Origin of the sequence: Salinicoccus sp. Bachu38 (assembly GCF_038561955.2) — a bacterium.
Taxonomy (GTDB): domain Bacteria; phylum Bacillota; class Bacilli; order Staphylococcales; family Salinicoccaceae; genus Salinicoccus; species Salinicoccus bachuensis.
On sequence record NZ_CP138333.2, the window covers coordinates 86,022 to 100,759 of the forward strand.

Annotated in this window: 14 protein-coding genes; 7 read left to right on the forward strand and 7 right to left on the reverse strand. The window is 49.7% G+C overall.

Annotated features, from left to right (window positions below):
* Positions 1-27: 27 nt before the first annotated feature.
* Positions 28-1,647, reverse strand: coding sequence for a BCCT family transporter (locus RQP18_RS00400; protein WP_342388220.1), 1,620 nt, complete (start codon positions 1,645-1,647; stop codon positions 28-30).
* 248 nt (positions 1,648-1,895) lie between these two features.
* On the opposite strand from RQP18_RS00400, the gene RQP18_RS00405 reads away from it, so the two are divergent.
* Complete coding sequence (locus tag RQP18_RS00405; protein ID WP_342388221.1) at positions 1,896-3,131, forward strand: MFS transporter; 1,236 nt, start codon at positions 1,896-1,898, stop codon at positions 3,129-3,131.
* 89 nt (positions 3,132-3,220) lie between these two features.
* Positions 3,221-4,420 carry an iron-containing alcohol dehydrogenase gene (locus RQP18_RS00410; protein WP_342388222.1) on the forward strand — a complete coding sequence of 400 codons (1,200 nt, stop codon included), beginning with the start codon at positions 3,221-3,223 and terminating at the stop codon, positions 4,418-4,420.
* A gap of 46 nt (positions 4,421-4,466) precedes the next feature.
* Here the strand turns inward: RQP18_RS00410 and dhaM are convergent, their stop codons facing one another.
* From dhaM to RQP18_RS00440, 6 genes are all read right to left on the reverse strand, one after another.
* Positions 4,467-4,829 (reverse strand): dihydroxyacetone kinase phosphoryl donor subunit DhaM, encoded by a 363-nt coding sequence (gene dhaM / locus RQP18_RS00415; RefSeq protein ID WP_342388223.1) that lies wholly within the window; start codon positions 4,827-4,829, stop codon positions 4,467-4,469.
* Positions 4,822-5,406, reverse strand: coding sequence for a dihydroxyacetone kinase subunit DhaL (gene dhaL, locus RQP18_RS00420; RefSeq protein WP_342388224.1), 585 nt, complete (start codon positions 5,404-5,406; stop codon positions 4,822-4,824). The genes dhaM and dhaL overlap by 8 nt, the downstream gene beginning before the upstream one ends.
* A gap of 12 nt (positions 5,407-5,418) precedes the next feature.
* Entirely contained in the window at positions 5,419-6,384 is a 966-nt protein-coding gene (dhaK, locus tag RQP18_RS00425) for a dihydroxyacetone kinase subunit DhaK (protein WP_373446096.1), read from the reverse strand.
* 69 nt (positions 6,385-6,453) lie between these two features.
* Positions 6,454-7,881, reverse strand: a complete 1,428-nt coding sequence (locus RQP18_RS00430; RefSeq protein WP_342388225.1) for an aldehyde dehydrogenase family protein — start codon at positions 7,879-7,881, stop codon at positions 6,454-6,456.
* A 128-nt stretch (positions 7,882-8,009) separates the two neighbouring features.
* Positions 8,010-9,263 (reverse strand): YeeE/YedE family protein, encoded by a 1,254-nt coding sequence (locus RQP18_RS00435; protein ID WP_342388226.1) that lies wholly within the window; start codon positions 9,261-9,263, stop codon positions 8,010-8,012.
* A 112-nt stretch (positions 9,264-9,375) separates the two neighbouring features.
* Positions 9,376-10,380, reverse strand: a complete 1,005-nt coding sequence (locus tag RQP18_RS00440; protein WP_342388227.1) for an MsnO8 family LLM class oxidoreductase — start codon at positions 10,378-10,380, stop codon at positions 9,376-9,378.
* Between the two features lie 118 nt (positions 10,381-10,498).
* Here RQP18_RS00440 and RQP18_RS00445 point away from each other — a divergent pair, with 118 nt between their 5' ends.
* The 5 genes from RQP18_RS00445 (at position 10,499) to RQP18_RS00465 (ending at position 14,685) form a co-directional block, all read left to right on the forward strand.
* Positions 10,499-11,071: a thymidine kinase gene (locus RQP18_RS00445; protein ID WP_342388228.1), complete on the forward strand. Its 573-nt coding sequence runs from the start codon at positions 10,499-10,501 to the stop codon at positions 11,069-11,071.
* Between the two features lie 126 nt (positions 11,072-11,197).
* Positions 11,198-11,866 carry a PepSY domain-containing protein gene (locus RQP18_RS00450; protein ID WP_342388229.1) on the forward strand — a complete coding sequence of 223 codons (669 nt, stop codon included), beginning with the start codon at positions 11,198-11,200 and terminating at the stop codon, positions 11,864-11,866.
* 141 nt (positions 11,867-12,007) lie between these two features.
* Positions 12,008-12,685, forward strand: a complete 678-nt coding sequence (locus tag RQP18_RS00455; RefSeq protein WP_342388230.1) for a response regulator transcription factor — start codon at positions 12,008-12,010, stop codon at positions 12,683-12,685.
* Positions 12,686-12,689: 4 nt separating this feature from the next.
* Complete coding sequence (locus RQP18_RS00460; RefSeq protein ID WP_342388231.1) at positions 12,690-14,063, forward strand: sensor histidine kinase; 1,374 nt, start codon at positions 12,690-12,692, stop codon at positions 14,061-14,063.
* Positions 14,044-14,685: a PepSY domain-containing protein gene (locus tag RQP18_RS00465; RefSeq protein ID WP_373446097.1), complete on the forward strand. Its 642-nt coding sequence runs from the start codon at positions 14,044-14,046 to the stop codon at positions 14,683-14,685. The genes RQP18_RS00460 and RQP18_RS00465 overlap by 20 nt, the downstream gene beginning before the upstream one ends.
* The last annotated feature ends 53 nt before the right edge of the window (positions 14,686-14,738 follow it).

Consider the following 14,738-nt stretch of genomic DNA (forward strand, 5'->3'; position numbering starts at 1 on the left):
ACGGCTGTCCGGTGCTTTTTGAGGAAACTATTGATTCTGATTGTCTGCTTCCTGTTCGGCTTTTATTTCTTCTGCACGTTCACGCTTGGATTTCTCTATATAGTCCTTCATGCGCTGCCTGTTCGGTGTAATGGAAAGTCCGAGGTACTTGCGTTCTTCATTTGCATCCTTATAGAAGGACACCATCATCGAAATGATGATGAAGCTGAACGGGAAGGCTGAGATGATGGCTGCCGACTGCAATGCTGCAAGCCCTGTATCTCCACCTGATAGCAATAGTACGAAGGCGATGGAAGACAATGCGATACCCCAGACAACCTTGATTTTGTTGGAAGGCTGCAGGGATCCGAATGCGGTCTGCATGCCGAGTACATACGTAGCCGAATCGGCGGAGGTTACAAAGAATGACGAAACGAGCAGCAATGCGATGACTGACAGAATCATGCTCATCGGCAGTTCATTGAATATGCCGAACAGCATCGTTTCAGCATTCATATCAAAGATGGCTGGTACAGTCTTTCCGATTTCAATACCTGTAACACCAAACACACTGAACCACACGATGCTGACAAGTGTCGGGACGAGGAGTACTGCCAGGACGAATTCACGTACTGAACGCCCACGGGATACTCTCGCTATGAATATGCCGACGAACGGGCTCCAGCTCATCCACCAGCCCCAGTAGTAGATGGTCCAGACCTCGAGCCACTCGCTTTTCTGCTGATTCAGAGGTGCAACGTCAAGGCTGTTGTAAAGAAACGTATCGAGCATGGCACCTGTGGATGTATTCATCATATTGAGAATCATCATTGTTGGACCGAGAATGAGTACAGCAATCAGAAGAATGCCTGCAAGTCCCATATTCAGGTTACTCAAGTACTGGATTCCCTTGCTTAGCCCGCTCCACGCACTGATCAGGAACAGGAATGTAACGACTGCTATGATGATTCCTTGGACTACGATGTTGATTGGTACACCAAACAGGTAGTTTAGCCCACCGTTAATCTGCAGTGTGCCGACACCAAGGGATACGGCGACACCGATGATGGTCGCAAACACGGAAAGTACATCGACTGCGATGCCGATCGGACCGTCGACACGATCACCGAGTATCGGTCTCAGTGTTTTGGACAGAAGCCCGACTTCACCCTTCCTGAACTGTGAATAGGCGAGAGCCAGCGCCACGACGCCGTACATTGCCCATGCATGGAAGCCGTAGTGGAAGAAAGTCGAGCGCAACGCTTCCACCATGGCAGCGTCCGTTTCAGGGTCAGCCGTCGGTGGCCCCATATAGTGCTGGATCGGTTCAGCTGCACCGTAGAATACGAGGCCGATACCCATCCCGGCACTGAACAGCATGGCAAGCCATGATATGGTCCGGAATTCCGGCTTGTGGTAGGGTTTGCCGAGTTTCAACTTGCCGATTGGGCTGAAAACAAGGAAGATACAGAAGAACACCATCAATGTGGTGATAATCAGGTAGTACCAGCCGAAGTATTCAATGACCCATGACCCGACGTTGCCAGTGACCTGGCCAAACCGATCCGGGAAAATGGCACCCAGTATCACCATGATGCCCACGATTATGGAGGCATAGATGAAGACTTTGGATAGTTTTCTACCGCTAGGTTGTGTAGAGTTTTCCATTGGACAAAAGTCCTCCTTTGATCTGCATATTTGTATAATAAGTATCAGTAACAATCCCAGTGTAAAAAGTGATTTTAAGCACAACGCTATATATAATAACAAATTAATAAGGTGATTACAACTTCGTTTATGATTAGTCCGTCTGTCCGACCTTCCATGAGTCGACATCGTTTACATGGATTGAGGGCCGTGGTAACATCTTTTGGCATAAATGTACGTGGAATCTTGAAGCCAGAGGAGAGGATGATATGAAACAGCCAAAAATAGGCATACAAAGCAATCTACCACAATTCATACTCCTCGTGGTGACAAATCTTTTTGTCGGCTCCATGGTGGGGATAGAAAGGACAGTGATGCCCCTGCTTGGCGAAGAGCAGTTCGGGCTCGCTTCCACGAGTGCTGCGCTGAGCTTCATTATCAGCTTTGGTTTTTCCAAAGCAATCATCAATTATTTTGCCGGGGGTATTGCAGATAGATATGGACGGAAAAAAGTGCTGCTGGCAGGATGGGCCATCGGCCTATTTGTCCCTGTACTGATCATATTTGCACATGCCTGGTGGGTGATCGTTGTGGCCAATGTCCTGCTCGGCATCAACCAGGGCCTTGCCTGGTCGATGACGGTGAATATGAAAATCGATCTGTCCAAGGCTGACCAGAGGGGCACAGCAGTAGGACTGAATGAATTTGCAGGATATTCCGGGGTGGCCATTCTGGCGGCTGTATCAGGATACGTGGCCTCCACCTACTCATTACGGCCGGAGCCTTTCTATATCGGTATTGCGGTTGGCCTCATCGGTCTTTTCATGGCTTTGATCATAAAAGATACAGAAGGGCATCTGAAAGTGCAGATGGAGCAGTCGAGTGGAGAGAAGAATGACCTGTCGGCAAAAACGGTCTTCCAGAAGACCACGTGGCAGGACCGGAACCTCTCAACTGCAAGCTTTGCAGGCATGTCCACCAACCTGAAGGACGGTATGGCATGGGGGCTCTTCCCCCTCTACTTCACGACTGTCGGCTTGAGTGTCAGCCAGATCGGTACGATTGTAGCTGTATACCCTGCTGCGTGGGGTGTTTTCCAGCTCTTTACCGGGGTGTTGAGCGATAGACTGGGGCGGAAAAAGCTCATCACTTACGGCATGTGGACGCAGGCTGCCGCGTTGTGGTTTATTCTGGCTGTAGAGAGCTATCCCCTTTGGATGACAGGCGCCATACTGCTTGGTATCGGGACGGCGATGGTCTACCCGACACTGCAGGCGGCCATCAGTGATGTTGCCGCTCCGGGGTGGCGGGCTTCCTCCATGGGGGTATACCGGTTCTGGAGGGACAGCGGGTATGCTTTTGGTGCACTGCTGGCAGGCATCATTGCAGACTTCATGGGTGTCACATGGGCAATCGGACTGGTGGCGATGATGCCATTCATCGCAGGTCTGATGGCCCAGTTCCGCCTCGGGGAAACCCTGAAACTGAGTAATAGAAAACAGTAGCCAATCCTTGGATGGACTGGATGTTGAATGATATAACATATGAAATATAGGGAAATGAAATGGCAATAAGCAACAGGAGGCGGAGGAACATGCGGCATCTATACTACCGGACATATCAGAAGGTCATGAAGCCCATCATAAAACATATGCCCTGGAGAACCCCATTGGTCTTTGAAGGCGCACATAGTCTGGACCGTCTGCCGGGACTCGTCAGTGCTGCCGGCATAAGAAGGCTGTTCATCGTCACCGATAAGGGAATACTGGAAGCGGGTCTCATGGATTTGATGCTGGAGCAGCTTGAAATGAGGGGCATCCATTGTACCGTCTATAGTGATACTGTGCCCGACCCTGATATTCAGAATGTAGAAGCGGCCCTGCATCATTATCATAACCAGCAATGTGAAGGGATTGTCGCTTTCGGTGGCGGTTCGGCGATGGATTGTGCGAAGTGTGTCGGTGCCAGGGCTGCAAGGCCTGGCAAAACCCTTTCCGATATGCGTGGTGTATTTAAGGTGAGGAGGAACATGCCGCCTTTTTTTGCGGTGCCGACCACTTCCGGTACAGGAAGTGAAGGTACTTTGGCGGCTGTCATTTCGAATAGGGACACTCAGGACAAATATGCCCTGATGGATACTTCGCTTATTCCTCATGTGGCCATAATCGATCCGTTTCTCACATTGGAACTCCCCCAAGATGTTACCGCAATGACAGGGATGGATGCATTGACCCATGCAGTGGAATCATATATTGGCAGAAGCAGCACCCGGGAAACGGAAGCATATGCCAAAGAAGCGGTTGCGCTCATCTTTGACAATCTTGAGGCAGCATATGACAATGGACATGATCTGAAGGCGAGGGAAGGCATGCAGCAGGCCGCCTTCAAGGCAGGGCTGGCATTCACTCGTGCCTATGTCGGCAATATTCATGCCATTGCGCATACGCTGGGCGGATTTTATAATATCCCCCACGGTCTGGCTAACGCCGTTATAATGCCGCATGTACTCGAATACTACGGGAACGTGGTGCACAAGCCGCTTTCAGAACTGGCAGATATTGCAGGGGTCGGACGACGGACGGATACGGAACAGATGAAAGCGGCGACGTTCATTGAAGCAATCAGAAGGATGAATGAAAAGACGGGCGTACCGGAGAGGATAGAAGGAATAAAGGAGAGGGATATTCCTGACATGGTGGAAAATGCCTATCATGAAGCGAATCCTCTCTATCCAGTACCGGTGATTTTTGACAGGTCTGACTTCGAAAATATCTATCATGAAATCAGAAAATGAAAAACTCCCGCAATTCCAACGGCGATTGCGGGAGAAGCATTGATCTTTACTTTTTCATGGTCTTGAGCTTTTCGAGCATATCTTCTGTCGAGGAACCCACGCTGTTTTCAACTGCGGCGAGAAAGCTGCCTTCAACTATTGGCGCTTCTGAAATATGAAGCTGGTGGGGGCCATCATACATTTCCACAGCCATTTCAAGATTCATCCGGCTCGAGCCGATATCATAGAAACAGATGGTATCATCCTCTATTTTTTCAAGCATATCGTTGATCTGGTCGATATTTGTACCGATACCACCCTCCACGCCCCCCGAGGCATGGATTACGGTATCGCCTGCCATCTGGGAAACGAGGGAACGGGTACCTTCTGCGATTTCGCTGCTGTGGCTGATGATGAGGATCTCAGTCATTTTCAACACCCTCTCCCAGTGCATGAATGATATAGACGGCGCTTTGTGCTCCGGGATCGATCGTCCCTTTGGATTGCTCCTTGAAGTAGGCAGCACGCCCTTTTGTCGCAATCATATCCTTCGTCTCCTCAGCCAGCTGCTGAAGATCTTCCAGACTGAGTGATCCTTTATCCCGAAGCAGATCGGCGGATTTCGAAATGACATCATACATCGTCTTTTCGCCGCCCTCCACCTTGCCCTTTTCAGCAACTGTCCTATCAAACACTTCCAGCATTTCCAACAGATTTTCGCCATCTATTTCCTCTTTGGCCACCTCGCTCATCTTGACGAAGCTGAAACCATAGAGCGGTCCACTCGCACCACCGATGGAGCTCATCAGCGTCATGCCTGTCTGCTTGAGGATATCTTGTGTCGAACCGGCAGAAACCTTATCATTCACCGCTGAAAACCCACGCTTCATGTTGACGCCATGGTCCCCATCGCCGATTTCACGATCGAGACCCGTCAGTTCGCTTTCCTTTTCGTCAAAGATGGATTTTAATCCATGCATCTTTTCAAGTAATTTTTCGGCATTCATTTCCGTTGCCTCCTATTTGAAATACTTGGATCCTGTATCTGCATCGAGCGCTTCAAGGACTTCATCGTCTTCATCAAGTATAGTCAGTGAGAACCCTTGCATGTCGAGTGCTGTCATATAGTCTCCGACAAGCAGCTTTGAAACTGTAATGCCACGATCGTCCAGCGCCTCCATCACATACTTTGTTACGATGCTGAGTTCGCTTTCCGGTGTTGCACCCATGCCATTGACCATAACAATCAGGCGGGAGCTATCCGTATGCTTGAAGAGTTCATCAAGAAGTCGATTGACGATCTTGTCGACGCTCGCCGATTTTTCCCGGGAAATACCTTTTTCCCCATGGATGCCGATACCGATTTCCATTTCATCTTCTGCGAGATCGAAGCCGTACTCTCCGGTCGTCGGTACAAGGCATGGGTGGATGGCCATGCCAATGGAATAGAGTGTGGACATCATTTCTTTCACTTTCTTCACAATGTCATCGAGGGAAGCGCCCTGTTCCGCAAGGTAGCCTGCGTATTTATGGACGACTACAGTGCCGGCGACACCGCGTCTCTGCTCCTCATTATCAATCGCAACATCATCCCTGACAACCACTGAAGCGACATGGTGCCCTTCCGCTTCCGCCATTTCCTGCGCCATTTCGAAATTCATGACATCCCCGCTGTAGTTTTTGATGATCAGCAGGACACCGTCCCCATTATCCACCGCTTTTATCGCAGCAAGTACCTTATCCGGTGTCGGAGAGGTGAATACTTCGCCACAGACTGCGCCATCGAGCATGCCTTGGGAAACATATCCGGCATGGGCAGGCTCATGCCCGCTGCCTCCTCCTGAAACAAGTGCTACACCGCTGCTTTTTTTCTCTTTTCTCACGACTACGGTATCTTCGATGATCTCAATGTGCGGATCACGCTGCTTCAAACCGTCGAGCATGTCGGATAGAAAGCGTTCTTTGTCATTGATCAGTTTTTTCACGGTTCAATCCCCCTTTTCCTATACATATGTATACCCCAATCCGGAGAGGATTGGGGTATTTTTGGAAAATTATTTGAAATAACCTTTGATCGCTTTGACTTCGAGAAACTCCTCGATGCCATAATCCCCCCACTCGCGGCCGATGCCGGACTGTTTATAGCCGCCGAATGGAAGATCCTTGCGTCCACCTGCACCATTGATTTCCACTGTGCCCGCTTCAATGCGGCGGGCGACGTCTTTGAGGGTCTCCATGTCTTCGCCATATACATAGCCTGCAAGTCCATATTTGGTATCGTTCGCAATATCGATTGCTTCATCAAGACCTTTATAGGTGATGACGGACATCACCGGACCGAAAATCTCTTCCTGGGCGATGACCATGTCATTTTCAACATCGGAGAAGATGGTTGGTTTTACGAAGAATCCCTTGTCGAGACCCTCAGGCTGTCCGGTGCCCCCATGGAAGAGTGTTGCGCCTTCCTCTGCACCCTTTTCAATATAGGACTGTACAGTATCAAACTGTTTGCGGCTGACAAGAGGGCCGACAGCAGTCCCCTCTTTGCGCGGGTCGCCGACTTTCACCTGCTCCATTTCCTTTTTCGCCGCCTCAAGGAATGCCTCCTTCATGGATTCCGGAACCAGCGTCCGGGTACCTGCCGTGCATACTTGTCCAGTATTATGGACAACCTTTTTGACGGCGATTTTGGCAGCTTCTTCGACATCCGCATCATCGAGGATGATGAGCGGCGATTTTCCTCCGAGTTCAAGGGAGACGTTCTTGAAGTCCCTGCTTGCCTTCTCCATGATTTTGGAACCTGTGGAGCCGGAGCCGGTGAATGACATCATACGGACTTTCGGATGCTCACTGAGCGGGTTCCCTACACCTTCACCGTCTCCATTGACGAGGTTGAATACGCCTTTCGGCACACCGGCAGCCTCGAAGATTTCAGCGAGGATGATGGCTGCGAAAGGTGTCTCCTCTGAAGGTTTCATGACTACAGGGCTGCCCGCTGCAAAGGCGGCCGCCAGTTTCAGAGATGTCTGGTTGGTCGGGAAGTTCCAAGGGGTGATGAGTCCTGAGACACCGATGCCTTCCTTCACTACAAGGTGGTCACCACGCTGCTCCTCAAATTCGAATGTATCAAGCGCATCCCGTGCGGCCGTGAAGTGGTTGATGCCCGCCTGGTAATGTGTCTTTTCGGACATCTCAAGCGGGGAACCAAGCTCATCTGTAATCGCCTCGATCAAATCTTCTTTGCGATTTTCGTATTCCTTCACAATCCTGTCCAGCATTTCACGTCTTTCCTCTACAGGTGTATGACGGAATTCAAGGTAGACGGAGTGGGCGGCTTCGACAGCCTTGTCGACATCTTCAGCATTGCCTTTGGCAATCCTGCCGAAGGCTTCACCGTTTGCCGGATTGATGACCTCGATTGTTTCTCCGCTTGCACTTTCTACCCATTCTCCATTTATATACTGTTTCGTATGATTTCTCATTATGACATTCCCCTTTATTATTTTTATTCCATATACTTTATCCTATATGCGCTGCTTCTAATCATCGGGAGGACATTGAATGTAACAAAAAGCAGGGTGCATCTTTTCAGAGGCACCCTGCTTTCATATCAGCATACGGAATCATTGGATTTTGGCACGGAAAGTCCGAAAAGAGGACGGAGATAGAGTGCCAGGAATGTACCGGCAAGTGCCAGTATGCCCCAGATATACCCATGCATGCTGAAAGAGGCAATGCCTCCGAAATAGGCACCGATGTTGCATCCGAATGCAAGACGGGCACCATAGCCCATCAGCAGTCCGCCAATGACGGACGCGGAAAAGTTGCCCAGATTGATTTTAGTGAATTTGAACAGTCCGCCTGCTGCAGATGCAATGAATGCACCCAGAATGACACCGAAGTTGAGGACGGTCGTCGTATCGGCGAATATCGAGGATTCGAGAGCAGCGGCATTGGCCCCCTGCCAATATCCCCATTCAGCGACATCAACGCCGAAGAAACTGGCCACTTTGGACCCCCATAGCGCAAATGCGGATGTGATGCCCCAAGGGGCGCCCCGTGTCATCAGGGTCAGTGCGTTAAGTACCGCAAGCGCAATGGCCGCGGCAAACAGCGGCCATGAGCCTCTGAATAGGCGTTTCCATCCGCGTGCAGTCGGCAGTGGTGCCATTTTTGGTGCGTTCTTCTTCTTTTCGATGATGATTGTAGCCAACGCAATCAGGCCGAACAGCACGAGGGATACGATCCATGCACCGCCATAGCCGAGCCCGGTGGAAGTGGCGAGTGAAATGGGTTCGAATGACGGCATCTCCTCCGTCCAGAATGGCAGATGATATGCGCCGACTGTTGCACCTACAATGAAGAATATCAGTGTGATGAACATGACGGTACGGCCGCCCCCGATGGCATAGAGCGTGCCGGATGCACAGCCGCCGCCAAGCTGCATGCCGATGCCGAACATGAATGCACCGACAATCAGGCTCACACCGACTGGTGAAACATAACCGGCTACATCCTGGCCGAAGAAAGATGTGCCGAAGGCAAGGATGGGTGCAAACAATGTCACTGCCACAGCCAGCATCAGCATATGGGCACGCATCGCCTGTCCGTTGCCCACGGACATCATGCGCCTGAAGGCCGAAGTGAAGCCGAAGCGGGCGTGGAACAGTGTGAAGCCAAGCAGCAGACCAATGATCATCAGCATGGGCTGCATCATCGACTGTGTGGCCGCCAAGTATAGAAATAGTACAAAACTGACTGCAATACCGCCGCCAACCAGCGCTTTCTGTGGCGGACTCAAAGCAAGTGAATCACGTCTTACCGGATCTCTCGCTTCATTAACAGGTTGAACTCTCGTGGTCATCTATAAGACTCCTTTTCTTATTGAATTGCTAGGATTAGAACATTATAGAATATCATAGTCCTTTAGTCAAAAATAAAAGACGGCCGATAGCGGCCGTCTGCTCATGAAAGTCTTACAGTGTATTGGTTTTTTGTGCAGCATGTATCGTATGTACAGGTGCCAGTGCTTCAATCGTCTGGTGCCGCAGGCCGGCATCATGCGTCGGCAGGTGGAACATCAGTTCATCGACCCCCGTTTTGGACGCTATTTCATCGAGTTTCGAGAGGACTTCCGATGCCGTTCCGGCGATGATATGCGGTTCGATGATCTCTACATCCACCTGCCCCGAAGTCGTTGAAAGCAGTTCATTCGCTTTGTCCTTACTCCCCACACGGAGCACCTTGCCATCCTGGAAAGTCAATTTGAAGATCCTATTCCGGCCGATGATTTCATCCTGTATGGAAGTGTCGTCTGTAACGATGACGGAAAGCGCCACGATGAACCTCCCTGTACCATTGTATGTCCGGAAGGCTCCGATGCTTTCTTCGAGCAGCCGTTCATTATTGGTGATGAAATGTGCGTAGATGAAATGTGCCCCCTCCTCTGCTGCGAACGTCGCTGAAGAAGGACTCGAACCGAGCAGAAAAAGGTCCGGCGGATGGGATGTGTCCGGGGAAGTCTTCAACCCTTGCCATTCCTCCGTGGGCTCCTGGGACAGGAACCGCTTGAGATCTTTGAACTTCCTGTTGAAGGAGACAGCATCTTCACGCAGCTCATGCTGCAATGCCTGTGTCGATAACGGCAGTCCGCCGGGTGCTTTTCCGACTCCCAGATCTACACGCCCTGAACCCAGGTGCTGCATAAGTTGGAATTGTTCTGCGACTTTAAAGGGGTTATAATGTTGGAGCATCACTCCGCCGGAACCGATATGCATCTGTTCTGTATGGGCAAGCAGGTGTGATATCATAATTTCCGGTGCTGTCCCTGCAAGCTTCTCATCATTGTGGTGTTCGGCGACAAAATAGCGGCGGTATCCGAGCTGGTCCGCCCGGATGGCAAGGTCTACGGTATCCTGCAGGGAGGCCGCAACCGTATGGTCATCCAGTACAGGACTCTGATTTAGAATACTGAAATCCATCTCATCACTCCTAGGGGTTAATTATCAGAATATAATTAGTAATACTATAGAGGAAAAGATTTAAAGTCAACCATTCATACTCGAATGGTAGGAATACATAGAGGAAGTTGGAATCCAAGTGGCGAAACTATATTATCGATACGGAACGATGCAGAGCAACAAAAGCAACCAGATCATCACAACACACCACCAATACACGACCCAGGGCAAGCAGTGTCTGGCCTACTCCACTCCGATAGACACCCGGAGCGGGCATAAGAGGATCAAATCGAGGATTGGCCTTGAACTGGTATGCGAGTACATTACAGATAATATTTACGAAGAGGTGGAAGCAATCCATGAAAAGGATAAGGTGCATGCGGTTGTGGTGGATGAGGCACAGTTCCTCTCAAGGGCGGATGTCCATCGCCTGAGCGACATCGCCGACGTGCTCGATATTCCGGTCATATGCTTCGGGCTGAAGACGGACTTCCGCAATCATCTGTTCGAAGGCAGCCGGGTGCTGCTGGAACTTTCCGATGCCATCGATGAACTGAAGACCATCTGCCAGTTCTGCAACAAGAAGGCGACGCTGAATATGCGTATTTTGGATGGGAAACCGACGAATGTCGGAGAGGTCATCTATATGGGAGACGAGGAGTATGTCCCAGTCTGCAGGAAGTGCTACAAGGAAAGGCTGGAGCTTGTGTGAACGGCCGGTGGATTGTTTCATTAAAAGAAACCCAGTAATGCTCTAATCATCTTTTAACTTTTCGTTAACCGTCCTCTATTGATGCCCTCCTATAATGAAGTTACAAACATTAAGGAGGCGTTATGAATGATGATCAAAAAAAATCATCTGCTGACTGGAAGTATCGCATCAGCGTTGATATTGGGTGCGTGTTCAAGTGCGAGTGCAGAGACGGATATGGATTGGGAAGATGACCGTACGGAAGGTACGACTGTTGTGATGAGCGCTGAGGCTGAGAATAATGTGAAGAAAAGTGCCCAGGAAGCGGTCGACGCGGCGAAGAAGAATTTTGACGGCAAAGTGAAGGAAGTGGAACTTGAAGCGGATGACGGTATCTACTACTACGAAATCGAGCTGGAAAATGCCAAGGAGGAATATGATGTCGATATCGACGCCAACGACCTGACAATTCTTGAGGAATCATTCGACAGGGACGATGATGATAGGAACGACGGCCGGGATGATGACAGAGACGACGATGATAGAGACGACAATGGTCGGGATGATGACGATGACAGAGACGAAAGAACATCATCAGAATCCGGCAAGGATCAACCGAAGCAGTCTGACGGCAACGGGCTCATTTCTTCCACAGAAGCACTGAAAATCGCCCAGAATGAAGTCGGTGGTGAAGTGAAAGAATGGGATTTCGATGAGGACGATGAGGAATACGAAGTTGAAATTGATGCAGATGGCAAAGAACACGAAGTTGAAATTGACGCGAAGACAGGTAAAGTGACTGAAATCGACGACTGAGTGAGAGACGGGTGGCCCGGGAGAACTTCTCCCGGGTTTTTTAATTGAATTTTAATGTTTCTATAACGAAAACCGCGGCATTTTGCTTTATACTTGGTGTAATAGTAATCATCGTGCATCAAAATAGTGGGGAGTGCTGTTATGGAAAAGATTCTGATTGTCGAAGACGATGACAAGATAGCCCGTGTCATCCAGCTGGAATTGGAATATGAAGGATATGAAGTGGCAATCGCCTACACAGGAAAAGAAGCGATGGAAAAATACGGATCCGAATCTTTTGATCTGGTTCTTCTGGATGTCATGATTCCTGAACTGAATGGCCTTGAAGTGCTCCGCCGCATCCGTCAGAAAGATGATGAAATACGTATCATCATGCTTACGGCAAGGGATGCAGTGATGGATAAAGTGAGCGGCCTCGACTCCGGAGCAAATGACTATGTCACCAAACCTTTTGAAATCGAGGAATTGCTGGCACGCATCCGGGCACAGCTGAAGCAAAGAAGCCTGTCGCACAATGCCGACTTCCAGGAAGTAAAGTGCAGACATCTCAAGATTCTTCCGATGGCCCGGGAAGTATATATAGATGACGAACTGATCTATCTGACCCAGAAGGAATACGACCTGCTTCATTTCCTGGTCGAACACAAAAACCAGGCATTGTCACGGGAGCAGATCATCGAGACGGTGTGGGGCTATGACTATTATGGTGATACGAACACCGTCGATGTCTATGTCAGATACTTGCGCAAGAAACTTGATCGCGAATCCTCCTCCATCATCTCAAGTGTCAGGGGCATCGGCTATATAGTGAAGGACTGAAGTGATGAAACTCGGAACTAAAATCCAGTTGTATACAACCGTCATGACCCTGCTTGTGGTCATCATCATCAACCTGTTCGTCTATTATTCATATAAGCAGTTTTCGCTGAATGCAGAGATGGGCCAGCTTGAAAACCGCGGTTTCAATATCATGCAGGAAATCCAGAATGCCAATGACAATGATATCAATGCCGAAGCCGTACTCCAGGCACATCTGCTTTCAGACGGCTATATGACTGTCATCGATAGCGAAAACAACCCGGTGGTCCGAATTGCGACAGAAGCGGAGTATGCCAATATATCCATGCCATACAGTACTTCCCAATATGCAGAGGCGATGACCCACGGCCCCAATCATTTCGTAATGGTCTCCCTGCCGATCATCTGGGAGAATGGCGAGGTATACGATCTGCAGATCTACGAAAATGTCCAGTTTCTGCATGAAACTTTCGAAATCCTGCGCTGGATCCTGCTGCTGTCGACCGCCATCATCTTCATCGTCATATTCCTGTTGAACAGGATCATCACCAACTTCATCACACAGCCGATCAACAAGCTGATCGACAGGATGAACAGGACGGATACCACATCGAAATATTCCATGCTGGAAGTCGATCGGAAGGATACGAAGGAACTTCAGGAACTGTCTGCAGCCTTCAACAATATGATGGAGGAGCTGAAGGTCCATGATGAGAACCAGCAGGCCTTCATCATGAATGCCTCCCATGAGCTGAAGACGCCGATCACTGTCATCAGCTCCTACAGCGAAATGCTCAAACGTTTCGGCAAGACCAGGGAGGATGTGCTGGACGAGAGCATCCATGCCATCAGCGATGAAGCGAGAAGGATGAAATATCTGACGGAACAGCTGTTGAGCTTTGCCAAGGTGAATACAGGCAGGGAGGAAGTTTCCCGGCAGCCGACGCGCATCGTCAAGCTGATACGGGATATTGCAGTACGGCTGGAGACGGTCTATCAGCGGGAGGTTGATGTATGTACAAATAATGAAGCGGTGCTCGCCCATGTTGATGTGAATACATTCGATCAGCTGATGAAGATATTCATGGACAATGCCTATAAATACAGTTCGGATGCAATTGCAGTCGAGGTGCATGACCATGGGCATTCGGTCGAAGTGGCGATAAAAGACAGGGGCATCGGAATCCCCAAGGAGGATATCGACCACATATTCACCCGCTTCTACCGTGTGGATAAGGCACGTGCAAGAAAGACCGGCGGCTCGGGCCTCGGCCTGTCGATAGCCCGTGAACTCGCAAAATTGAATGGCATTGAAATTTCCGTCGACAGCCAGGTGGACGTTGGCACGACCTTCAGACTGACTATGGAAAGCGGGAGAAATGATGAGGAAGACAACTAAACTTCTAATTGCTGTGGGAGCGGTCGTACTGGGCATACTGATTGGTGTGGTGGCAGTGATGCAGTCCCAGTCCGATGACATTGGAGAAGATGAAGTCAGAGCGATGATCATGGAACGGTATGGTGGGGAGATTGAAGCGGTCGAGACCAGGGGGCAGCACTATATTGTCCGGGTATCAGATGAAAATTTCGAGTATGAGATTACGATGGAACAAGAAGACGGCAGTATTACTGATATGAAATCAAGGGAATTGCCTGCGGAGGAAGTCGCTGAGGAACCGGCTGCAGAAAATCATGAAGGCACCGGGGAAAAGGAGCTGATGACAGAAGAGGAGGCAAAAGCCCTGGCTTCAGAAGAAGTCGGCGGACAGTTCATACACGTCACATTGGATGATGGGGCCCACCCAGCTGAGTACCAGGTCATTCAACTGGTGGAGGATGATGACGAAGGTGCGCTTGTCACCATCGATGCCCAGTCGGCAGAAGTCGATAAAGTGCTGTGGTTCTCCATCGATTTTGAAGATATTACAGATATAGAAGCTTTCGCCCAGGAGCTGCAGGAATACAACAGACAGTACCAGAACGACTATTATATAGAATTTGATGATTATGATGATGATTAACCCCTTTGGACATGTTATTCTAAAGGGGTATTTTCAATATACTGGCACTTTGG